The organism is Brevibacterium sp. MGP-B1, from assembly GCF_057766545.1.
In genome coordinates this window covers 1,466,179-1,488,933 of the sequence record NZ_CM173407.1, presented here as the reverse complement: position 1 = coordinate 1,488,933, position 22,755 = coordinate 1,466,179, and the positions used below count along the sequence as shown (strand labels likewise).

19 protein-coding genes are annotated in these 22,755 nt (G+C 64.7%); 12 read left to right on the top strand and 7 right to left on the bottom strand.

What is annotated here, in order from left to right; all coding sequences use genetic code 11:
* Positions 1–7: 7 nt before the first annotated feature.
* Positions 8–1,399, bottom strand: coding sequence for an aspartate aminotransferase family protein (locus AC3CD9_RS06900; protein WP_488366937.1), 1,392 nt, complete (start codon positions 1,397–1,399; stop codon positions 8–10).
* Entirely contained in the window at positions 1,396–1,881 is a 486-nt protein-coding gene (locus AC3CD9_RS06895) for an Lrp/AsnC family transcriptional regulator (protein WP_101547408.1), read from the bottom strand. The genes AC3CD9_RS06900 and AC3CD9_RS06895 overlap by 4 nt, the downstream gene beginning before the upstream one ends.
* A gap of 63 nt (positions 1,882–1,944) precedes the next feature.
* Here AC3CD9_RS06895 and AC3CD9_RS06890 point away from each other — a divergent pair, with 63 nt between their 5' ends.
* Entirely contained in the window at positions 1,945–2,298 is a 354-nt protein-coding gene (locus AC3CD9_RS06890; protein ID WP_488366936.1) for a hypothetical protein, read from the top strand.
* A 32-nt stretch (positions 2,299–2,330) separates the two neighbouring features.
* Positions 2,331–3,659, top strand: a complete 1,329-nt coding sequence (locus AC3CD9_RS06885; protein ID WP_488366935.1) for a M24 family metallopeptidase — start codon at positions 2,331–2,333, stop codon at positions 3,657–3,659.
* Positions 3,660–3,745: 86 nt separating this feature from the next.
* Here the strand turns inward: AC3CD9_RS06885 and AC3CD9_RS06880 are convergent, their stop codons facing one another.
* A complete protein-coding gene (locus tag AC3CD9_RS06880; RefSeq protein WP_488366934.1) occupies positions 3,746–5,134 on the bottom strand; it encodes an L-lactate permease in 1,389 nt (462 codons plus the stop codon).
* Positions 5,135–5,195: 61 nt separating this feature from the next.
* On the opposite strand from AC3CD9_RS06880, the gene AC3CD9_RS06875 reads away from it, so the two are divergent.
* Positions 5,196–5,744, top strand: coding sequence for a helix-turn-helix domain-containing protein (locus tag AC3CD9_RS06875; RefSeq protein WP_488366933.1), 549 nt, complete (start codon positions 5,196–5,198; stop codon positions 5,742–5,744).
* Between the two features lie 183 nt (positions 5,745–5,927).
* On the opposite strand, the gene AC3CD9_RS06870 is transcribed toward AC3CD9_RS06875, so the two are convergent.
* Entirely contained in the window at positions 5,928–7,325 is a 1,398-nt protein-coding gene (locus AC3CD9_RS06870) for an integrase core domain-containing protein (protein ID WP_488365421.1), read from the bottom strand.
* Between the two features lie 286 nt (positions 7,326–7,611).
* Between AC3CD9_RS06870 and AC3CD9_RS06865 the strand changes: the two genes are divergently transcribed.
* From AC3CD9_RS06865 to AC3CD9_RS06830, 8 genes are all read left to right on the top strand, one after another.
* On the top strand, positions 7,612–9,288 hold the full coding sequence (locus AC3CD9_RS06865) for an ATP-binding cassette domain-containing protein (protein ID WP_488366931.1): 1,677 nt from the start codon (positions 7,612–7,614) through the stop codon (positions 9,286–9,288).
* 80 nt (positions 9,289–9,368) lie between these two features.
* Positions 9,369–10,556 carry a tRNA dihydrouridine synthase DusB gene (gene dusB, locus AC3CD9_RS06860; RefSeq protein ID WP_488366930.1) on the top strand — a complete coding sequence of 396 codons (1,188 nt, stop codon included), beginning with the start codon at positions 9,369–9,371 and terminating at the stop codon, positions 10,554–10,556.
* A 2-nt stretch (positions 10,557–10,558) separates the two neighbouring features.
* Positions 10,559–11,866 (top strand): deoxyguanosinetriphosphate triphosphohydrolase, encoded by a 1,308-nt coding sequence (locus tag AC3CD9_RS06855; protein WP_488366929.1) that lies wholly within the window; start codon positions 10,559–10,561, stop codon positions 11,864–11,866.
* Positions 11,867–11,869: 3 nt separating this feature from the next.
* Positions 11,870–13,942, top strand: a complete 2,073-nt coding sequence (gene dnaG / locus AC3CD9_RS06850) for a DNA primase (RefSeq protein WP_488366928.1) — start codon at positions 11,870–11,872, stop codon at positions 13,940–13,942.
* 78 nt (positions 13,943–14,020) lie between these two features.
* On the top strand, positions 14,021–14,665 hold the full coding sequence (locus AC3CD9_RS06845; protein WP_488366927.1) for a TetR/AcrR family transcriptional regulator: 645 nt from the start codon (positions 14,021–14,023) through the stop codon (positions 14,663–14,665).
* 11 nt (positions 14,666–14,676) lie between these two features.
* On the top strand, positions 14,677–16,473 hold the full coding sequence (locus AC3CD9_RS06840; RefSeq protein ID WP_488366925.1) for an MDR family MFS transporter: 1,797 nt from the start codon (positions 14,677–14,679) through the stop codon (positions 16,471–16,473).
* Positions 16,415–17,380 carry a D-2-hydroxyacid dehydrogenase gene (locus AC3CD9_RS06835; protein ID WP_488366924.1) on the top strand — a complete coding sequence of 322 codons (966 nt, stop codon included), beginning with the start codon at positions 16,415–16,417 and terminating at the stop codon, positions 17,378–17,380. Before AC3CD9_RS06840 ends, AC3CD9_RS06835 begins: the two co-directional genes overlap by 59 nt.
* Positions 17,377–17,964 (top strand): hypothetical protein, encoded by a 588-nt coding sequence (locus AC3CD9_RS06830; protein WP_488366923.1) that lies wholly within the window; start codon positions 17,377–17,379, stop codon positions 17,962–17,964. Before AC3CD9_RS06835 ends, AC3CD9_RS06830 begins: the two co-directional genes overlap by 4 nt.
* A gap of 216 nt (positions 17,965–18,180) precedes the next feature.
* Here AC3CD9_RS06830 and AC3CD9_RS06825 read toward each other — a convergent pair whose 3' ends face one another.
* Entirely contained in the window at positions 18,181–19,608 is a 1,428-nt protein-coding gene (locus tag AC3CD9_RS06825; protein WP_488366922.1) for a glyceraldehyde-3-phosphate dehydrogenase, read from the bottom strand.
* 55 nt (positions 19,609–19,663) lie between these two features.
* Positions 19,664–20,701 (bottom strand): YhjD/YihY/BrkB family envelope integrity protein, encoded by a 1,038-nt coding sequence (locus tag AC3CD9_RS06820; protein WP_488366920.1) that lies wholly within the window; start codon positions 20,699–20,701, stop codon positions 19,664–19,666.
* Between the two features lie 288 nt (positions 20,702–20,989).
* Here AC3CD9_RS06820 and AC3CD9_RS06815 point away from each other — a divergent pair, with 288 nt between their 5' ends.
* Positions 20,990–21,625: a DedA family protein gene (locus tag AC3CD9_RS06815; protein ID WP_488367512.1), complete on the top strand. Its 636-nt coding sequence runs from the start codon at positions 20,990–20,992 to the stop codon at positions 21,623–21,625.
* 14 nt (positions 21,626–21,639) lie between these two features.
* On the opposite strand, the gene AC3CD9_RS06810 is transcribed toward AC3CD9_RS06815, so the two are convergent.
* A complete protein-coding gene (locus AC3CD9_RS06810; RefSeq protein ID WP_488366919.1) occupies positions 21,640–22,683 on the bottom strand; it encodes a glutathione S-transferase C-terminal domain-containing protein in 1,044 nt (347 codons plus the stop codon).
* Between the last annotated feature and the right edge of the window lie 72 nt (positions 22,684–22,755).

Sequence of the window (22,755 nt, the reverse complement as noted above, 5' to 3'; positions counted from 1 at the left end):
ATTGGGGTCAGAACATTGTCCAGGCTTCCTGCAGGACGCCGCGGATGATCTGCTCCATCTCGTCGAACTCGTTCTGACCGACGGTCAGCGGAGGCGAGAGCTGGATGACCGGGTCGCCGCGGTCGTCGGCGCGGCAGTACAGACCGCTGTCGTACATCTTCGCCGACACGAAGTTCTTGAGGATTCGCTCGGACTCCTCTTCGGTGAACGATTCCTTCGTGTCCTTGTCCTTGACGAGTTCGATTCCGTAGAAGAATCCCTCACCGCGGACGTCGCCGACGATCGGCAGGTCCTTGAGCTTCTCGAGCGTGAACTTGAACGCCGCAGCGTTCTCGTGCACGTGGTTGTTGAGCTTCTCCTCTTCGAAGACGTCGAAGTTCGCCATCGCCGCGGCACAGGCGACGGGGTGACCGCCGAAGGTGTAGCCGTGGTAGAAGGTCTCATCGCCGCCGGGGCCGAAGGGCTCGAAGAGCCGATCGGAGGCGATCATCGCACCCAGCGGTGCATAGCCGGAGGTGATGCCCTTGGCCGAGGTGATGATGTCGGGAACATAGCCGAAGTCGTTGCAGGCGAACATGTCGCCGATGCGGCCGTAGGCGCAGATCGTCTCGTCCGAGACCAGCAGCACATCGTACTCGTCGCAGATCTCGCGGACCCGCTCGAAGTATCCGGGCGGCGGCGGGAAGCAGCCGCCGGAGTTCTGCACGGGCTCGAGGAACACGGCGGCCACGGAGTCGGCACCTTCGAACTCGATGGCCTCACCGATGCGGTCGGCGGCCCAGCGGCCGAAGGCCTTCTCATCGTGGGCGAGGTGCTCAGGTGCCCGGTAGAAGTTCGTGTTCGGCACCTTGTGGGCACCGGGGACCAGCGGAGCGAACTGCTCACGCAGGCCCGGCAGCGAGGTCACCGACAGCGCACCGTGCGGCGTGCCGTGGTAGGCGGTGGCCCGCGAGATGATCTTGTGCTTGCCGGGCTTGCCGACGAGCTTGAAGTAGTTCTTCGCCAGCTTCATGGCAGACTCGACCGAGTCGCCGCCGCCGGACGTGAGGAAGACCCGGTTGAGATCGCCCGGCGCATAGCTGGCCAGACGTTCCGAGACCTCGATCGCCTGTGGGTGGGCATACGACCACAGTGGCATGAACGGCAGCTTCAGTGTCTGGTCGTACATCGCCTTCGCGATCTGCTCACGACCGTGGCCCACCTGAACGGTGAACAGGCCGGCGAGACCGTCGAGGTACTTCTTGCCCTTGTCATCGAAGATGTGGTGGCCCTCGCCGCGTACGATGACCGGCGCCTCACCACCGTTGAACAGTGCTTGGTGTGGTGACATGTGCATCCACACGTTGTTGCGGATGGCATCCTGATAAGGAGTGCCGGCCCTGGTGACATTTTCTGTCATCGCGTCCCCCAGTTGTATTTCTGCTTTTCGAGTGAGAGGTACATGAAGAGCTCCGTATCCACGACGGCATCGATCGAGCGGAGCTCCTCATTGACGAACTCGATCAGATGCCGATCCGATTCACACACGATCTCGACCAGGAGGTCGAACGAACCGGCGGTGACGACGAGGTAGTCGATCTCGTCGTAGTCGTGGAGCTTCTCGGCGACCGCGGAGATGTCCCCGCGGACCTTGAGCCCCACCATCGCCTGCCGCGCGAATCCCAGACTCAGCGGGTCGGTCACGGCGACGATCTCCATGACGCCCGAATCGATGAGCCGCGACACCCGCTGGCGCACGGCGGCCTCGGACAGGCCGACGGACTTGCCGATGGCCGAATAGGATTTCCTTCCGTCGTGCTGCAGCTCGACGATGATCGCCTTAGATTTCTCGTCGAGATTCCCCAGTCGGGAACCGCTGCCGTTCGGCAGAAGCGGGTCCATTCTTCACCTCCGTGATGTGCGTCTCAGACCAATCTATCACCGAATCTGCTGAAATGCGCTGTTGTGTATGCGAATTCCGTCGAAACTGAAAAAGTTTGGTTCTGGATTCGTCAATATCGCCGAGGTAGCCGACGGGTATCCATGCCGAGCACCGTTGCCGCGACGCCCGGATCCGCCGCCGTCGTCCACCTGAAACCGCAGTTTGCCGACCGTCTGAAACTGCAACTCGCCGACCACCCGAATCGGTCGTTCGCCGACCGCCCGGAATCGTCGTTCGCGGATCACTGGGGCGGCCGCTCAGCGGTCGCCCGGATCCCTGTTGTGAAGGACTGCGAACCGCCGTTTCGAAAGCCCGCCGATCCCCGCGGTTGCGCGGATCGGCAGACCGTCGACAACACGCGCATCGACAGTGATTGACAGTATGTGAGCGAGATCACCACACTGGGATCATGAATGAGGGTGAGCTGTTCTACGGCGGCGATGACAATCGCCCGGATGTGTACGGGATGCGTCCCGGAGCCGAGCAGGGGCAGGCCGGCAAAGAGGTCAAGGCGCGCCCGCAGCCGGTTCCCGGCGAGGTCGATACGATCGGCGCGAACGAACTGTCGTTCAGCGCCGAGGAGTACCTCGGGCGGATCGCTTCGGTGCGCAACCGCATGCTCGACCAGGGCTTGGCCGCGCTCATCGTCACCGACCCGGCGAACATCTACTATCTCACCGGCTACAACGCGTGGTCGTTCTACACCCCGCAGCTGCTCTTCGTGCCGTCGTCGGGACCGATGACGCTGTTCATGCGCGATATGGACGCACGGGGAGCCTCGCATACCTCCTGGCTGCCGCCCGAGGACATCGTCGGCTATCCCGAACGCTATGTGCAGCGTCCGCATATCCACCCCTTCGACTGGGTCGCCTTCGCCCTGCGCCAGCGGTGGGAGGTCGCCCGTGCCTCGACTTCTCCGGTCGGGGTTGAGATGGATTCGCATTTCTTCTCCCCGCGAGCCTTCCGGGCCCTGGTCAACGGCGTGCCCGAATGGCGCCTCGTCGACTCCTTCGAACTCGTCAACTGGATCCGCGCGGTCAAGTCTCCGGCGGAGATCGCGCTCATGCGCAAGGCCGCAAAGGTGACCACCGCCGCCATGGACGCGGCACTGGGCGCGATCGGCGTCGGCGTCGGCCAGAACGAAGTGGCGGCGGCGATCTCCGAAGCCCAGACCCGAGGAGGCGACGGAGTCTGGGGCGACTATCCCTCGATCGTCCCGCTCATGCCCACCGGAGAAAGCGCGGACACCCCGCATCTGAGCTGGACCGATCGGAAGTTCGAACGCGACGAATCGGTGAGCATCGAACTCGCCGGAGTCCACCGCCGCTACCATGTTCCGCTGGCCCGCACCGCGGTGACCGGGCGACCGAAGCAGGAGCTCGTCCGTCTCGAAGGCGTGGTCGCCGAGGCGCTGTCCGCGGTCCTCGACGTCGCCGCCCCCGAGGTGCCCACCGCGGAACTCGCCCGCACCTGGAATCGCGTGCTCGCCCTGTCGGGACTGGAGAAACCCAGTCGCCTGGGGTACTCGATCGGGATCGGCTACCCGCCCGACTGGGGCGAGCGGACGATCTCGATCCGCACCGAGGACGACCAGATCCTCGAGGCGGGAATGACCTTCCACCTCATCGGCGGAATGTGGATGAACGGCTACGGAATCGAGCTCTCGGAACCGGTGCTCATCACCGACACCGGCTGCGAACCGTTCACCCATTTCCCGCGTGAGATCATCCGCGTCTGAGGCATTCCGCGGCAGCGCCTCGGGCGCAGTCCGCCCCGCCTCGGCAGTCTCCGTCCGCATCCCCGAGCCGAACTCGCCGGCGACGATCAGACGAAGAACTGGATCCACAGGCCGAGGGCCAGGGCGTTGATCCCCGCCACCGCGAGTGCTCGGCCCTGCACCCAGGAGATGTCCTTCGCCGAGGCGGCCACCGATGAATCGGCGATCTGCACAGCCATCGCCACCCGTGGGGGAGCGGCGAGAGCGGCCAGCGATCCTGCCGCGTTTCCGGCCGCGACGACCGGCAGGGCCGAAACCTGCGATGATGCGGCGGCCGCGGTCAGAGTGCCGGTGAACATCGAGTTCGCTCCAGTGTTCGACCCGGTGAGCACCGCTCCGATGGAATTCAGCCAGGGAGTCAGCAGAATGAGCCCGGCCGGCAGCAGCGAACCGATCGCCTCGCTCATCCCCGTCGTCGTCATGATCCAACCCATGAGCATGAATGCGGCGGTGCCGACGCCGATGGGAACCCAGGAACGCAACGCCGCAACCGTGACATCGCGTCTGCCGGCGACGGTGATGGCGGCGATGAGGCAGGCGGCGGCCAGCCAGAACGGGGGAGAGGCGATGATCTGCGTGACCGTCGACGGCAGCGCGGCATGCAGAGCCCGAGCCAACAGCAGCCCGACCGTGAGCACCCCGTAGGGCAGAACCGCCACGCCGAGGCGGCGCGTGAGCCCCGTGGCTCTCTTGCGGATCATGAACAGCGCACCGACGAGGAGGATGACGATCAGGGAGCCGATGATCCCCGACGGGGCCATGCCGATGACAGAGCTGGAGGCGAGGATCCCCGCCCACATGAGTGCGCCCGAACCGATGATCCCCAGCGCCGAGGCGGCGGACGGTCGCATGATCGCGACCACAGCGATCGCGACGATGATGACCGGAATCGCATTGATCCACGCCGTGGCCAGACCGAGCTCGTCGACGTCCAGCCCGGCCAGCGCCGCTGCGACGGTGGTGCCCGGTCCCAGGGCGCCCCACGGCACGGCGATGAGACCGAGGAGGCCGAGGACCGCGGACTGCCGCAGGGTGCAGCCGAGATGACGCAGGATCGGCACCCCGACGGTGACGCCGATGCCGAAGCCGGTGACCGATTCCGCGAAGGGCACGATGCCGAACACGACGAGCGCGACCCCGAGGGGGCGACCCGGTGACAGCGACTCGACCCAGGACGAGATCTGCGACATCGACCCTGCGGACTCGAGCAGTCGGGCGAGCAGCATGCCGAAGAGCAGGATGAGCGCGACCTCGAGGATGAGCGGAAAGTAGTCGATCCCCGATTCCACCAACACCGAGGCGGGGGTGGGGAAGACGAAGGCGACGAGACCGGCCGCGAGCACGGCGCCGGCGAGAGCGGCGACCCAGGAACTCTGCTTGAACAGGAGCAGGACGATGGCAATGAGGATCGGAGTGAGAGCCAGCACTGCCGCCATAGGGTGAAGTTTCCTTTGTGAGATGTGATTCTATGATCCAAGAATAGAATATGATGCTCCAATGGCGAAAGAAGAGGATCTCGGCGCACGTGTCTTCGGCGCCCGCATCAGAGCCCGGCGCAAGTACAACAACCTCACCCTCAACGAGCTCGCGGTGAGGGCGGGACTGTCCCGCGCCGCTCTGTCGAAGATCGAACGGGGCGAGCAGGACACATCGGTATCGAACGCCATGGGCCTCTCCCGCGCCCTCGGCGTCGACGTCGGCGAACTGCTGGCCGCTCCGGAAGTCACGATCACCCGCAGTGAGGCGATCCCCACGACCTCGACCTTCGGGAAGGGGGTCTGGCGGCGGGATCTGCCTTCGGCGATCGAGAACATGGATGTCGTGCACTACCGCCTCGATCCGCGCAGCGAGACCTCGGCCTTCGCCGCCCACCGCAGCGGTTCGCGTGAGAGCTTCTTCGTTCTCAAGGGCAGCATCGAGGTCGTCACCATCGACCGCCGCACGACCCTGCACGCCGGCGACTGCGCCCAGGCTCCCGGTGACGTTCCGCACCAATTGGCCAACTCTCACGACGAGCCCGCCGAACTCATGCTCATCATCGTCTGAACCTGCCTGACCCCTTATTGCTACCTGACGGCGGCTCAGCAACCTCGTGTGGAAACTCGCGACCTTGTTGACAACCTCACTCAATACGTTGCTGACAACCTCGCTCACTAGGTTGTGAACGACCTGACTCCATAGGTTGCTCACACCAAACGAACGAGGTTGTCAGCGGCATTTCGTGACAGTTCAATCAGGCGGGGCCTCGCCGGGGAAGTGCATGAGCATGTAGTCCCGTTGCTTCTTCAACCACACATCCGTGGCTCCACGGATCCTGGCGCCGACGACTCTCCACAGCGGATATCGTCTCTGTGTTTCCGCGGTGCGGATCGGAAGCGGGAAGTACACCACTTCCTCACCAGTGGTGGGATCGAAGAGTGCGTAGAAGTCGTCAGTGACGACTGATTGATAGGTGCCGGCCAATGATCTCGGTACTCCGAGTCCAACTGCTTGAAAATAGATCTGCGCATTGCCAGAAGCGATGACGACACGGTCTGGCACCGAGTCAGCCGCGGTCTGGAGAGGTTCACCGACTGACTTCTCGTCGACGCGTGGCTCGTTCATCGCGGCTTGGGCGCGTCGTCGTTGAGCGTATTCACGTGCGATCGCTTCGACTTCAGTATGCGGGATCGGCGTACCGTCCGAAGGGGTGTGGATTGCTGCCTGCCAGGCCTGATGAGGATTCATATCGCCTGGCAGTGACTGATGCCGGCGATGATAGTTGTAGCGGTCGCGGAACATCGCGACCACTTTCCGCGCTTCAGCGAGGCTGCGGGGTCTGTGGGCCCTGAGGACATTCAGCAGTGTTTGGTGGCCACGTTCGTTCTTCCCCTGGGTTTGTGGGTGTCCGGGCCTGCCAGAGATTCCTCGGCACCCATAGTCAGCGAGGAAGAGCTGAGTGGCCACGACCCAACCCTGACGGTTGCCATTGAAGGCGTTACCGTTATCGGTCAGCATCTCTTGAGGCACCCCATAGTTGGCGATGGCGTCAGAGATCGTCTTGATCGCATGATTGCCGTTTTCCACGCCGTGGAAGGCTTGTGTGCCGACGTCGAAGCGGGTGGAATCGTCGAGGAGCTGATACACCGTGATCTTGGTGTCACTGCCGGTGAGTGGGAATTCGAAAGCGTCGAGTTGCCACAGTTCCATGGCGTTGGCGCGGACGAATCGGATCAATGATGATCGGGGACGTTTCTTCGGGTTCGCCTTCACTCGCCCGGAGTTGGAAAGAATCCGTCCGATCGTGGCCACCGATGGGATGGGTTCGCTGAATTGTCCGGTATCGACGCCGTGATACCAGATCGATTTCGGTCCGGCATCCCACCCGGTGGACTCGAGTTCGGTGCGGATCTTCAACACGAGATCGGTGGTGGCCCGGTCGTAGATTCGCACGGTGTTCTTCGGTGCCGATGAACGAGCGTGGAGTGCCTGTAGTCCCTCGGTTTTGTAGCGTTTGCGGATTGCGTAGAACGACGCTCGAGTAATGCCGTGTTGGCGACAGAACTCGGTGATCGATGGTGAGTCTGGTGCGTTGGGGTCGAAGTCGATGATCGCGCGGCGTTTGGCTAGTGAAAGGGCTTCAGGCATGGCCCGAAGTGTGTCAACAACGTATTGAGACATACTGTCAGCAACGTCATGAGTCAGGTTGTCAGCAACGTCATGAGACAACACAGCTCAGCAACCTCGCGCCAGGTTGCTGAGCCGCCGTCAGGTAGCAATAAGGGGTGGTCTTGACCGGGTGAGCCGCCTCGGCGATCATGGATATGTTCCATTTCCGACGAAGGACGTCTCTGCTGTGAAGTGAATCCTCATACCGTGACTTGCGGGTGCCACGGGCCCGCAGCGCTTCTGCGTACACGAAATGAGGACCCTCATGCCTGCAGCAATTACTGTGTCCGAACTGGACTACCGCCTCGGCGACGATACCGAGATCTTCTCCCGACTCACCGCCACCATCCCTGCCGACCTCGTCGGACTCGTCGGCGACAACGGAATCGGCAAATCCACCTTCGCCCGCATCCTCGCCGGTCGGCTGAGTGCCTCGTCAGGAACCGTCACAGGTGCCGATGGCGCCGTCTACATCGACCAGCTGCTGCCGCATTCGACGCAGCGGGTCGATGCCGCACTGGACATCGCCCCCGTCCGACAAGCGCTGGGCCGCGCCCTGGCCGGAGAGGCGACGGGGGCCGACTTCGACCTCATCGGCGACGATTGGGATATCGAAGAGCGAGCCCTGGCGGCGCTGTCCGAACTCGGTCTGCAAATGAGTGTCAGCGATCTCGATCGGAGTCTGAGCAGCTTCTCCGGTGGACAGGCCACACGCATCGGACTGGCCCGAGCGGCACTGGTCGGTGAAGCGTGGCTGATCCTCGACGAGCCGAGCAACAACCTTGATGAGGACGGGCGGGCTCTGCTGACGTCCCTGCTCACCGACCGGCGCGGACCGACCCTGGTCATCTCCCACGACCGCACGCTGCTGTCGCATATGACCTCGATCATCGAGATGACCGACCGGCTGCGGGTCTACGGAGGGAACTTCGACGACTACGAAGCCATGGTCGCCGCGGAGGAGGAGGCGAAGCAGCAGAAGGTCACGGATGCGAAGAAGTCCCACCAGATCGAGAAGCGACAGCGGATCGAGCTGGAGACGAAACTCGCTCGCAGCGAGCAGAAGGGGGCGAAGGACAAACTGAATAGGCGTCGTCCCCGGATCGCAGCCAACGCCATGGCTCACTTCGCGGAGAAGTCTGCGGCCAAGCGACGCGGCGACAAAGCCGCCGACGAGGCGGCTGCCTGGGACGAAGTCACCAACGCCAAGGATGCGCTGCGCCGGTCCTCGAGCGTCCGCCTCGACCTGCCGGACACTCAGGTCCACGCGAGCAAACGGGTCCTCGAGATCTCCGCGGCCGCCTCGGCGAGGTCCGAACGTCCGCAGACGATCGTCGGTCCGGAGCGGATCCGGCTGACCGGACCGAACGGGGCGGGGAAGTCGACCCTGTTGGCAGCGATCTTGGCGGCTGCCAACGGCCAGGACGGGCAGGGCGAGGGCACGGGCGACACGGTCGAGGGACACGTCGGGGCCGAAACCGGTCCGCCGGTCGCCGCACTCTTCGGCGACCTCGCCATCACCGTCTCCGCGCCGACGGCTCACCTCGATCAGCAGTACCGACTGCCGGGGGAGCTCACGGTGATGGAGGCAGTGCGCGCGGGCAATCCGCAGCTCGACCCGCACCGCGTCCACGAGGTGCTCGCGGCCATGGGACTGCGCGCCGGACGCACCGACCAGATCTGTCAGACCCTGTCCGGAGGGGAGCGCTTCCGTGTCGCCTTGGCCTCAGGGCTCCTCCAGGACCCGGCTCCGCAGCTGCTCATCCTCGACGAACCGGGCAACAATCTCGACCTGTCGTCGCTCGAGGCGCTGGTGACCGCTCTCGAAGGATTCGGCGGGGCCATGGTGATCGTCACCCACGACGACCGGCTCGCCGCCGAGCTCTCCGTCGACACCGAATGGGACGTGCGGGAATTTCTGCGCACGGAAGCCGTTGACTGAGTTGAGACGAAAAGGACGAGCCGAGGCGGCGGGAGAGGCAGACGAATGTGCGATTTTGACTTGACTGGGATAATGGTTACGTGAGTGTCATCAGCCCTGCCCCAGAAGCCGCATCCCCGAAGCCCGAAACTGCCCTGCGTATCGGGCCCATCGAGCTGTCCTCGCCCGTCGTGCTCGCGCCCATGGCCGGAATCACGAACACCGCCTTCCGCCGTCTGTGCCGCGAATACGGAGCCGGCCTGTACGTGACCGAAATGGTCACCACCCGGGCCTTGGTCGAGCGCAATCCGAAGACGATGCGCATCATCCACCACGAGCCCTATGAGACTCCACGCTCCGTCCAGCTCTACGGAGTCGACCCGGTGACCATGGGCCAGGCCGTGCGGATGCTCGTCGAAGAGGACCGCGCCGATCACATCGACCTCAACTTCGGCTGCCCCGTCCCCAAGGTCACCCGCAAAGGCGGCGGCTCCGCGCTGCCGTGGAAGCAGGACCTGTTCACGTCCATCGTCACCACGGCCGTCACCGAGGCGGCCCGCCGGGACGTGCCCGTGACCGTGAAGATGCGCAAAGGCATCGACGCCGACCATACGACCTTCCTCGACGCCGCCGAGACCGCGCGCAACGCCGGCGTCGCCGCCGTCGCACTGCACGGCCGCACCGCGGCCGATCTCTACTCGGGGACCGCGGACTGGGACGCGATCGCCCGGCTCAAGGACCACCTCGGCGACACCGTTCCGGTGCTCGGCAACGGTGATATCTTCGCCGCCGAGGATGCCCTGGACATGATGGCCAGGACCGGCTGCGACGGCGTCGTCATCGGGCGCGGCTGCCAGGGACGGCCGTGGCTGTTCGGCGACCTCGCGAACGCGCTGAACGGCAGCGACGAACGCCACCGTCCCGGACTCGCCGAGGTGGCTCGTGCCGTGTACAAACACGGCGAATACCTCGTCGATCACTTCGAGGACGAATTCCTCGGCGTCCGTGACCTGCGCAAACACATCGCCTGGTACTTCAAGGGCTACCCCGTCGGGGGAGAGCTGCGCAGCCAGCTGGCCATGGTCTCCTCGCTCGAGGAACTCGCCGGACTGCTCGACCAGCTCGACAAGACCGCGCCCTACCCGGGAGAAGCCGCTGAAGGGTCCCGCGGCCGCACCACCCGGCCGAAGAAGCCGCACCTGCCCGAAGGCTGGTTGGACTCCCGCATCTTCGATCCCAGCGGGAAGTCGCTGCTGTCGGAGGCCGAACTCGACATCTCAGGAGGATGAGAATGCCCTTCGACACTCACCCGCACACCTCGGTGGGGACGGGGACCGTGGCGGTCTACTCGTCGTGGGACGAGGAGCGGTGGGTGAGCGAACCGGCGAAGAATCCGCGGCGCTCGGCCTTCCAACGCGACCGAGCCCGCGTCCTCCATTCCTCCGGACTGCGCCGGCTCGGCGCGAAGACCCAGGTCGTGTCCCCGGGCACGGACGATTTCGTCCGCACCCGTCTCACTCACTCCCTCGAGGTCGCCCAGGTCGGCCGCGAACTCGCCCGCTACCTCGGCTGCGATCCCGATATCGTCGACACCGCCTGCCTGTCCCACGACCTCGGACACCCTCCCTTCGGCCACCATGGTGAGACGATTCTCGATGCCCTGTGTGCAGACATCGGCGGCTTCGAGGGCAACGCCCAGACCCTGCGTCTGGTCACCCGGATCGAACCGAAGGTCATCGCCGATGACGGTCGCCCGGCCGGCCTCAACCTCTCCCGCGCGAGCCTCGACGCACTGACGAAGTACCCATGGCCCCGAGCCGAAGCCACGGCCGGTCGCCGCGACTCCGGGGTGCGCAAATTCGGTGTCTACGATGACGACCGGGCTGTCTTCGACTTCTACCGCGACGGCATCGACAACGGCCAGAAATGCATCGAAGCCCAGGTCATGGACTTGGCCGACGACATCTCCTATTCCGTCCACGATGTCGAGGACGCCATCGTCGCAGGCCATCTGGACCTTGCCGACTTCGCCGCCGATGAGCGGCGTGCCGAACTCTTCGACATCACCCGTCAGTGGTACCTGCCGGAGACCACCGATGCGGAGATGGACAAGGCACTCGGCCGACTGCAGGCCGCCGCCTATTGGCCCAAGGAGGCCTTCGACGGATCCCGACGTGCTCAGGCCGGCCTCAAACACATGACGAGTCAGCTCATCGGGCGCTTCGTCGGCGCCGCGGAATCCGCGACCCGTGAGGAATACGGCTGGGAGCCCCTCGCCCGATATTCGGCCTCACTCGTCGTCCCCGAGGCGACCATGGTCGAGATCGCCGTGCTCAAGGGCATGGCCACGCTGACGGTGATGGTCGCCGAGGATCGTCTGCGGCTGCATGACATCCAGGCGGCGGTCATCAGCGAACTCGCCGAATGGTACTCGCAGTCACCGGACAAGCTCGATCCGATGTTCCGCGCCGACCACGCCGCGGCCGCCGACGACTCCGCACGGCTGCGCGTCATCGTCGACCAGATCGCCTCTCTGACCGACCATTCCGCCTGGGCCCTGTACCACCACCTCAACGCCGGAGCGGAGGATCGGCTCTAGACCATGGCCGGGCTCATCAAACGCGAGGACATCGACGAACTGCGCAGCCGCACCCGCATCGACGAGGTGATCGGGGAGTTCGTCACCCTCAAGACCGCGGGCATCGGATCCCTCAAAGGACTGTGCCCGTTCCACGACGAGAAGACTCCGTCGTTCACGGTGCGTCCGCAGGTCGGGATGTACCACTGCTTCGGCTGCGGTGAGTCCGGAGACGTGTTCACCTTCCTGCAGAAGGTCGAACAGCTCAGCTTCGTCGAAGCCGTCGAGACGCTGGCCGGCAAGGCCGGAATGCACCTGCGCTACGAGGACGGGAAGGGCCCGGACCGGGAACAGGCCAGCCGCAGACAGCGGCTGCTGGAGATGCACGAGGTCGCGGGACGCTTCTTCGCCCAGGCCCTCGAGTCCGAGGCCGGGCAGATCGGCCGCGAGTTCCTGTCCGGCCGCGGTTTTCCCGCCGAGTCGAGCCGGGAGTTCGGCATCGGGTTCGCCCCGAAATCCTGGGATGCCCTGACGGGCCATCTGCGCAAGGCAGGCTTCACCGATGAGGAGATCCTCGCCGGCGGCCTGGCCAGCGAGGGCGGCCGCGGAATCTACGACCGGTTCCGCGGTCGGGTGATCTGGCCGATCAAGGACATGACCGCCCGGACCATCGGCTTCGGCGCCCGGCGACTCTATGACGATGACAAGGGACCGAAGTACCTCAATACTCCCGAGACCGCTCTCTATCACAAGAATCAGGTTCTCTACGGACTCGACCTGGCGAAGAAGTCCATCGCGAAGACCAAACGCGTCGTCGTCGTCGAGGGCTACACCGACGTCATGGCCGCCCACCTCGCCGGAGTCGACCAGGCCGTGGCCACCTGCGGCACGGCCTTCGGCGCCGAACACGTGAAGATCATCCGCCGCCTCCTCGGTGACGATCCGACCGGACAGGTGATCTTCACCTTCGACGGCGACGCCGCCGGTCAGAAGGCTGCGCTCAAAGCCTTCGAATTCGAGAACCTGTTCACCGCCCAGACCTTCGTCGCCGTCGAACCCGATGGCCTCGATCCCTGTGATCTGCGCATGCAGAAGGGCGACGCGGCCCTGCGCGAACTCATCGACGGCTGCAAGCCGCTCTTCGAGTTCGTCATCACCACCGCGATCTCCCGCTTCGACCTCGACACCGTCGAAGGACGGATCTCCGCGGTCCGCGCCGCCGCCGAGGTGCTCACCGACATCCGTGACCGCAACAGCCTCTCCCACTACTACCGGTTCGTCGCCGGTCGCATCGGCGTCGATATCGACGAGGTGGAGGCCGCGGTCCGCACCGCCGCCCGCCAACCGAAGCAGAACCGCCAGCCCGCCGAGGCGCCCGCCCGCCAGTCGTCCTACCGCGACGGCCCGCCGCCGGCACCGAGCACACCCGCCCCCTCGTCGCCGGCCACACCCGGCTCGGGGCATGGACCCGGTACGGGACAGGGGGCCGATCCGGGTGCCCAGCCGGGGGCCGTCCCGTCCGGGGGCGCACGCGGGCCCGGTCCCGCCTCGGCGGGGGAGGTCTCCGATGAGCGCAGCATCGAATACGTCTACGACGAACGCCCCGACGTTTCCAACCTCTCGGCCCCGATCAGCCCCGCCCGGCTGAAGACGGAGAAGGGCGCTCTCATGGTCGCCCTCCAACATCCGGAGGTGGTCAATGCGAAGCTCTTCGACTCGCTGTCCGCGAAGGCCTTCGAACACCCGGGCTACCGGCGGATCCAGGACGCCATCAGACAGGCCGGGGGACTGGGCGCAGCCGGCACGGCTCAGTCGAAATGGGCCGAACGCGTGCTCGACGCCGCAGCCGAGGACCTCAAGCCCTATGTGGCCCAGCTGCTCGTGACCCCGCTGCCGGTCATCGAGGGAGACGGGATCGATCGGTTCGCCCGCGGGATCGTCGCCCGCCTCTTCGACTACGACCTCGAACGCATCGCCAAGGAACTCCACTCCCGCCTGCAGCGCCAGGACACCGCCGACGGAGCAGGTCAGGCAGCACTGCTCGGTCAGCTGCAGACCCTCGAGCAGCACCGGGCACGGCTGAAGATGCTCATGTGAAAGGCTGCGCACAGTGAAATAGTGCACAATTGCAGATTTGCAGTTGGTGAAAGTTTGCATGTGGTGCAAAATGTACCTATGCCCGCTGAAGAATCCCTGCGCTCGAAGAAGGCGCGCCTGACTCGCAACGCCCTCCATGAAGCGGCGATCACTCGCGTGCTCGAAGACGGCTTGGCCTGTGCCACCGTGGCGACGATCGCCGCCGACGCGGGGGTGTCCACACGCACCTTCTTCAACTACTTCGAGACGAAGGAGGACGCGATCGTCGGCCTCGGAGCCGATGTCGGCGTCGATGAGGGCCTCGCCTTCGACTATGTGCACAGCCCCTCCGGGCTCGACACGCTGGCCGAGGACACGGCGCGCTTCGTCCGCGAAGCGCTGCTCGTCGGCTCCGTCGATCCGAAACTTCCGGCGCGGCGCCGCCGCCTCTTCGCGCTGTATCCGGAACTCGTGAGCAAGAGCTTCGACCGGGCAGAAGAACTCGAAGAGATCGTCACCGGTCACGTGCTCGACCGACTGCGACACCTCGGCCAGGAGTTCTCCTCGGAGGACTCCGCCTGGCGCAGTGCGCGCATGCTCACCCAGCTCTGCCGGGTCCCGCTCAATCATGCGGGACAGGTGATCAAAGCCGATCCGGAGGCGGTCGAGGACAAAGGCGGCACCCAAGCGATCTTCGAAGACTCCCTGAACCTGTTCCGCAAGGTCCTGGACCGACTGCCATGACGAAAGCTGTGATGAGAAGCAACCACGAAACCGATGAGAAGACGATGACGGCAACCACCTCGAAGAACTCCGCCCCCGCGGGACCCGACGCACAGACAGAGCCGATGGCCACCTCGGCGATCATTCTGCTCTTCGTCGGCCTGATGATCGCGATGTTCATGTTCTCGCTCAACCAGACGGTGCTGGCGACCGCGCTGCCGACGATCGTCGGCGAACTCGACGGCGTCGACCAGATGCTGTGGGTCTCGACCGCATTCATGCTCGCTTCGACGATCATGATGCCCGTCTACGGCAAGGTCGGCGACCTGTTCGGACGCAAGCCGCTGTTCATGTTCGCCATCTGCTGCTTCCTGCTCGGCTCGGTCTTCGCCCTCATCGCGAATGAGATGTCGACGCTGATCTTCGGTCGCGTGCTCCAGGGCATCGGCGGCGGCGGAATGATGATCCTCTCGCAGTCGATCATCGCCTCCGTCGTCCCCGCCCGCGAACGCGGCAAGTACATGGGCATCATGGGCTCCGCCTTCGCCGTGTCGTCCGTGGCCGGACCGCTGATCGGCGGCTGGCTGACCGAAGGACCCGGCTGGCGCTGGGCCTTCGCCATCAACTTCCCGTTGGGCATCATCGCCCTCATCGCCGCCGCCGTGTTCCTCAAGGTGCCCAAGCACACCAAGGGTGCCGGCCCTCGTCCGAAGATCGATGTCATCGGCATGGCGCTCATCTCGATCGTCACCTCCTGCATCGTTCTCACCTCCGCCTGGGGCGGACACGACTACGAATGGGGCTCCTGGCAGATCAACGGGCTCATCGTCACCGGAATCATCGCCGCAGTCGCCTTCGTCGTCGTCGAACTCAAGGTCAGCGAACCGGTCATCCCGATGCACCTGTTCACCAACCGCGACTTCCTGCTGTGCACGATCGCCGGCCTCTTCGTCGGCATCGGCATGTTCGGTGTGCTCTCCTATATGCCGACCTACCTGCAGATGGTCCACGGAATCGACGCCACCGTCGCCGGGCTGATGATGGTGCCGATGATGGGCACCATGCTCGTGTCCTCGACGCTCGTCGGTTTCATCGTCTCCCGCACCGGCAAGTACAAGAAGTACCCGCTGACCGGAATCCTCATCATGGCCGCCTCGCTCGTTCTGCTCTCCCAGCTGAAGGCCGAGAGCTCGGCCTGGGAGACCATCGGCTGCCTGGCGCTGCTCGGACTCGGACTGGGCCTGAGCATGCAGACACTCGTCCTCGTCGTCCAGAACGCCTTCCCGGTGTCCATGGTCGGCACCGCGACCGCGTCGAACAACTACTTCCGTCAGGTCGGTGCCACCCTCGGCATGGCCTTCATCGGATCCGTGTTCACCCAGCGGCTCATGGACAACATCAAGTCCGGAATCACGGAGATCGCGAAGGCGGCCCCACACGGGCACATGCCCAAGATCTCCTCGACGGGGCTGACCCCGGAGATCGTGTCGAAGCTGCCGGAGCCGATGCACTCACTCATCATCACCTCCTACAACGACGCCCTCGTGCCCCTGTTCCTGTGGGTGGCTCCGCTGGCCGTCCTCGGTTTCGTCTTCCTCTGCTTCCTGCCGAACACTCCGCTGGCGCAGACCCTGAAGAACGAAGCGGCGAAGCGCGAGAGCCTCGATGTCGAAGCAGAGCGCGCGGGTGTCGTGTCCGCGCCGGTTTCCACCCCGGCAGAGACTTCATCGGTTAGTGTGGCAGAAAGCCCACTGTCCAAGGAGCCGAGGAATGACGGTACTGACCATACTCAACTCACCCGGGACCGAGATCCCCGCACTGATCACTGATCTGGGGGAGCGGGACGGGATCGAACTGCGCATCGCCGAGGCGTCGACCCTTGCCCAGGCGCTGCCCGGCACCGATGTGCTGCTGATGTGGGATTTCTTCTCCACCGCACTCAAGGACGCCTATGGCAGCGCCGACAGACTCGAGTGGGTCCATGCCGCGGCAGCGGGCGTGGACTCGCTCCTCTTCGACGAGTTGGTCGATTCGCCGGTGACGGTGACCAACGCCCGCGGAATCTTCGACCGCCCGATCGCCGAATTCGTCCTCAGCTACATCCTCATGCACGCGAAGAGCTCGATCGGCTCGCTCGACGACCAAGCGGAGGGCAGGTGGAATCGCCGGTCGACCCGCGACATCGCCGGCACCAAGGCACTCATCGTCGGCACCGGAGCCATCGGTCGAGGCATCGCACGCCTGCTGAAGGCCGTTGACATCGACGTCACCGGAGCCGGATCGCGCGCCCGCAGCGGCGACGCCGACTTCGGTGAGGTCATCGACTCCGCCACTCTGCCCGAGCACGTGGCCGGATTCGACTGGGTCATCGACATCGCACCGCTGACGGAGAAGACCGAGAGGCTCATCGGCGCCGAGGCGTTCGCCGCCATGGACGACACCGCCGTGTTCATCAATGTCGGACGCGGAGACACAGTCGACACCGACGCGCTCGTCACCGCATTGCGCGACGGGCAGATCGGCGGGGCCGGACTCGACGTGTTCGACGAAGAGCCGCTGCCCGCCGGGCATCCTCTGTGGTCGATGGACAACGTCATCATCACCCCGCATATGAGCGGCGATACCGACGGGTGGAGAATGCGACTGGCCGAGCAGTTCCATCGCCTGTTCGAACAGTATCTGGCCGGGGAGCAGTTCCCGCACACCGTGGACAAGAAGCTCGGGTACGTGCGGTGAGCCAGGCCGACGACCCCGCGGCGCAGCGGGTGTTCCTGGCCAGGGTGATCGCCGAACTCATCGCCGTGCGGCGTGCACGTCTGCTGAGCATGCTGGTGCTCGCCCTGGCGATGCTCGTCGCCGGACTCGGGGCCGCCGTCCAAGCCCAAGGCGATCACATCGATGCGGTGCTGCTGTTCTCGGCGTTCAGCCTCATCATGATCGGCATCGTCTGCGCGCTGGGCGCGATCATCGCCTGGACGCGGATCAACCGGGACGTGCTCGACTCGATCGCTGCGTCGCGACCGGCTCGTGCCAAGGCGCCGCGGACGCGGAACGCCGGGCTCGCCGTGGCGGTGGGCTTCGCCATCGTCGGCATCCTGTTCGGCATGCTGCTGTGGGCTGAGACTCCGATCCTGGCCGGCGCCGTCGTCATCGCCTGCCTGCTGCTGGCCTGCCTGGGGCCCATCTGGGCGAATGAACTGGCGAATGCCGATGACCGACTCGCCGTGATCCTCGACAGCGACGATGATCTGGCGGAGCGATTCGCTACCTTCACCCCGATCTGGCTGCATGAGGCCATGGAGTCCGACGCCGCGAAGTGAGCAGAACACCTCGTTGCCGGCAGAACCTCTCGTTCCTGCGGGAGGTTCTGTCATTCCCACCGGGCTATGGCCCGAACTGTAGATCTTGCGGCTAAGGGTGCGGGACGGCGACGGAGGTGAATGACGAAGGCGCCCGGCGTCGTGAGACTCCGGGCGCCTGTCTCAGCCGGTCACCGAACGCTCATCCGAGCGTTTCGGTGGGCCGCCTCGGCGATATCAGGGAAATGCCGGGACGTCGACGTCGGCCATCTTGGCCACGCAGCGCACGACCTGGCAGGAGTAGCCGAATTCGTTGTCGTACCAGACGTAGACGACGACGCGGTCCTCATCGACGATCGTGGCCAGACCGTCGACGACACCGGCCCGCTTGGAGCCGACGAGGTCGGTGGACACGAGCTCGGGGGAGGTGACGTAGTCGACCTGGTTGCGCAGCGGCGAATGCATCGACACCTCGCGGAGGAAGGTGTTGAGCTCGTCGACGGTGGTGGCGTTGTCCAGGTTCAGGTTGAGGATCGCCATGGACACGTTCGGGGTGGGTACACGGATCGCATTGCCCGAGAGCTTTCCGGCCAGCTCCGGCAGAGCCTTGGCGACAGCCTTGGCGGCACCGGTCTCGGTGAGGACCATGTTGAGGCCGGCGGCACGGCCGCGGCGGGAGCCCTTGTGGAAGTTGTCGATGAGGTTCTGGTCGTTCGTGAACGAGTGGACCGTCTCGACGTGGCCATTGCGGACACCGAACTTGTCGTTGATGGCCTTGAGCACCGGGGTGATCGCGTTCGTCGTGCACGAAGCGGCCGAGACGATGGTGTCCGTGTCGAGGATCGCGTCGTCGTTGACTCCGAAGACGATGTTCTTCACTTCTCCCTTGCCGGGAGCCGTGAGCAGGACCTTCGATGCACCGGGGCACGCGAGGTGCTTGGACAGGCCCTCTTCGTCACGCCATTTTCCGGTGTTGTCGACGATGATGGCGTCATTGATTCCGTAGGCGGTGTAGTCGACCTCCGACGGGTCGTTCGAGTAGATGACCTGGATGAGGGTGCCGTTGGCCTGGATGGTGCTGTTCTCTTCGTCGACGACGATGCTGCCGTCGAACGCACCGTGCACCGAATCGCGGCGCAGCAGGGAGGCGCGCTTGACGATGTCGTTCTCCCCATTGCGGCGCACGACGATCGCACGCAGACGCATACCGGTCCCACCGGCACGATCGATGAGGATGCGGGCGAGCAGACGACCGATGCGTCCGAAGCCGTAGAGGACGACGTCGCGGACCTCGCCCTTGCCGGACTGCGACTGAACGACCTCGGCGAGCTCGGCTGCGAGGAAGGCGTCGACGTCGGCGTTCGGATCATCGAGCTTCTCGATGAGGCGGCCCAGATCGATGCGGGCCGGTGCCAGGTTGAGCCCCGACAGCACCTTGACGATGCGGTGGGTGATCTGGATGTCGAGCTCTTCGCCGAGGAAGTGGCGAGCATAGCGGTGCGCCTTGATCATGCCGGTCACCGACTTGTTCAGCAGCGACCGCCCGAACAGGGTCAGCAGCACGTCGTTCTCACGGTACAGGCGTCCGACTAGCGGAATGAGTTCTTCGGCGGCGGTCTGCTTCTTCGCCCAATCGTCCAGGCGAGCAGTCGTAGCGTCAGTCAAAGGTCGTGTCCCCTCGGTCAGTTATAACGGATGCGCCAACAGTCTACCGTCTCGCCTATTCGCGATCGGACCGGCGTTCCTCGAACCGTTTGAAGCCCAGCAGGGTCAGCGCCACGATTCCCGCACCGGTGATGAGTGCGCCGAGGCTCTGCGCCTGCACCTTCGGTTCGACGAACCGGTATTCCTGTTCCTCTTCGCGCGGCCGCGGTGGTTTCGCCGTGCCGATCCACGCGGCGATGAACAGGATGATGCGGGCGAAGACGTTGAGGGTGAGCATGATCGCGATGATCGATCCGAACACACCGGCGGCCTTGTTCCCGGAGAAGAGGTTGACCAGCACCGTGGAGAAGTTGATGAGGATGAGGAACGCGGTCGCGCCGATGAGCGAGCCGCGGTTCTTCGCCTGTTTGTCCACCGGTTTCTCCGGCAGCATCGTGAACAGGAACCAGAAGATCAGCCAGGCGGCTCCGAACGTGAGGATGACCGGAACGATGAACAGCAGGCTGCCGGCGAATCCGCCGAGCCCGAGGAAGTCGGCGATCATCGAGCGCAGGCCGGTGCCGACGACCGTGAGGGCCACGGCCAGCAGGAGGCCGATGATGAGGCCGATGAGGGTGATCACGTTGTTGATGACCTTGCTGACGAAGGACTTCTCCGGCACGGCATCGTCGAAGTCGTCGTGCAGCTGGGCTCGCACCGCGGCACCGAGATTGCCGATGAATCCCTGACCCGTGTAGAGGCCGGTGATAATACCGATGATTCCCACTCCCTGCCAGTCGAGGAGGAAGCTCTCGAGCTGCTCGGTCAGCGAGGAGTTGCCGGCGGTGAAGCTCTCGATCTGCTTCGTGACCTCGGGAAGGAGCTCAGGGCGGGCGACATCGAGGACGAAGCCGATGCTCGCCAGGCTGACCATAGCGATGGGCATGACCGCGAGAACGAGGAAGTAGGTGATCGCGGCACCGAACTGATTGCCCAGACGCTGTCCGAAACGCTGGACTGCGCGCATGAGGTGGGCGGGTCCGGGTCGGTTGACGGCATTGTGGCCGACCTCAGCGACGGTGTTGCGCGAGGCCAGTACTTTGGCAGGTGCCACGTGTGTGCTCCTTCGATGCGTATCCGCAAGGTGCGTTCGTATTCCGGTCTGAGGTGTTCGTTTCCACACTAGCCGCTGTGAGCGTACTGTGAGCGGCGGGCCGCGCCCTTATCTAGACTTTTGACCATGTCGATCACTGATTCGTTCGCTCCGACTGCCGATTTCGCACCCGTTGCCACCGACAGCCTTGCCGGCCTGCCTGCCGGCGGAGTCCCTGCCGATGTCCTCGCCGCCGGCGGCAGCGCTGCGGACAATCTCAGCGGGTTCTCGGCCTGGACCGTGACGATCATGGAGACCCTGGGGCCGGCCGGTGTCGGCTTCATGGTCTTCCTCGACAACATCTTCCCGCCCATCCCCAGTGAGCTCGTCCTGCCTCTGGCCGGATTCACCTCCAGCCAAGGCCAGATGAACATTGTGGCCGCGATCGTCTTCGCCACGATCGGCTCGGTCGTCGGCGCGGTTCTGCTGTGGGCGCTGGGCAAGTGGATCGGCATCGAACGCATCGCCCGGATCGCGGTGAAGATGCCGTTGGTCGACGTCGATGATGTGCATAAGACCGTCGACTGGTTCGACAAGCACGGGGACAAGGCCGTGTTCTTCGGGAGGATGATCCCGATCTTCCGGTCGCTCATCTCCATCCCCGCCGGAATGCGGGACATGCGCCTGACCAAGTTCCTGCTGCTGACCACGGCCGGCAGCGCGATCTGGAACACGATCCTCATCGTCGCAGGCTTCACCCTGGGTGAGAACTGGTCGGTCGTCGAGACCTACGCAGGCTATTTCCAGAACGTCGTCATCGTCGCCGTCGTCGTCTTCGTCATCGTGTGGATCGTGTTCAAGATCCGCAAACAGCGGCGGAAGAAAGCCGCCGGGCTCGACACGACCGAAGACGATCATATCGAGCCCGGAGAATTCGAGGCCTGAGGTGAATCCTCGGCTCAGCTCACCCAGGCCGCTGCCGTATGCGCGGGTGTGACCTCTTCGCCGGGCTTGACCGGCCCGGGAGCGGTCCCCTCGCCGAAGGGGGATCCGCCGAACTTCCGGTCGCGACCGTGATCGCTGAGCCAACCTGAGAGATCGGGGCCCTTGGGCACGATCTGGGTCGGGTTCACATCCTGGTGGACGATGTAGTAGTGCTGTTTGATCTGCTCGAAGTCCACCGTGTCGCCGAAGCCCGGCGTCTGGTACAGGTCGCGGGCGTAGCCCCACAGGTTCTCGAACGCCGTGAGCGGCTGCCGGTTGCACTTGAAGTGACCGAAATAGACGGGATCGAAGCGCACGAGCGTCGTGAACAGTCGCACATCCGCCTCGGTGATGGTCTCACCCATGAGGAACCGTGACCGGCTGAGCCGATCCTCGACGATATCGAGCGCGTTGAATAGGCGGTCGAAGGCCGCTTCGTAGGCGTCCTGGGAGCCGGCGAAACCGCAGCGGTAGACCCCGTTGTTGATCTCCGTGTAGATATGGCGCATCACCTTCTCCATCTCCTCCCGTGATTCCTCGGGCCAGAGATTCGGGGCACCCTCACGGTGGTGTTCGGTCCACTGGGTGGAGAAGTCCTCGGTGATCTGTGGGAAGTCGTTGGTGACGACGACGCCGGTGGGCACGTCGACGACGGCCGGCACGGTGATTCCGCGCGGATAGTCCGGGTACCGGGCGAAGAACGCCTGCTGCAGTCGTTCGATGCCGAGCACCGGATCCACCCCGCCCGGGTCGAGATCGAACGTCCACGACCGCGCATCGTGGGTGGGGCCGGGCATGCCGAGGGAGATGACGTCCTCGAGCCCGAGGAGGCGCCGGACGATGATCGTCCGGTTCGCCCACGGGCAGGCGCGGGCGGCGACGAGGCGGTACCGGCCCGGTTCGACGGGCCACTGAGCGTTGGGATCGTTGAGGATGCGATCGTCGATGTAGTTCGTATCCCGGTTGAATTCCGCCCCTTCGGTCACGTAGCTGGGAGTGTGATCGGTGGTCTCGGACATGACGCTGCCTCCAATGAGATCGATGAGTTCGACTTCTGTCCTCAGCTTACGACGCTGAGGCAAGCCCTCGCC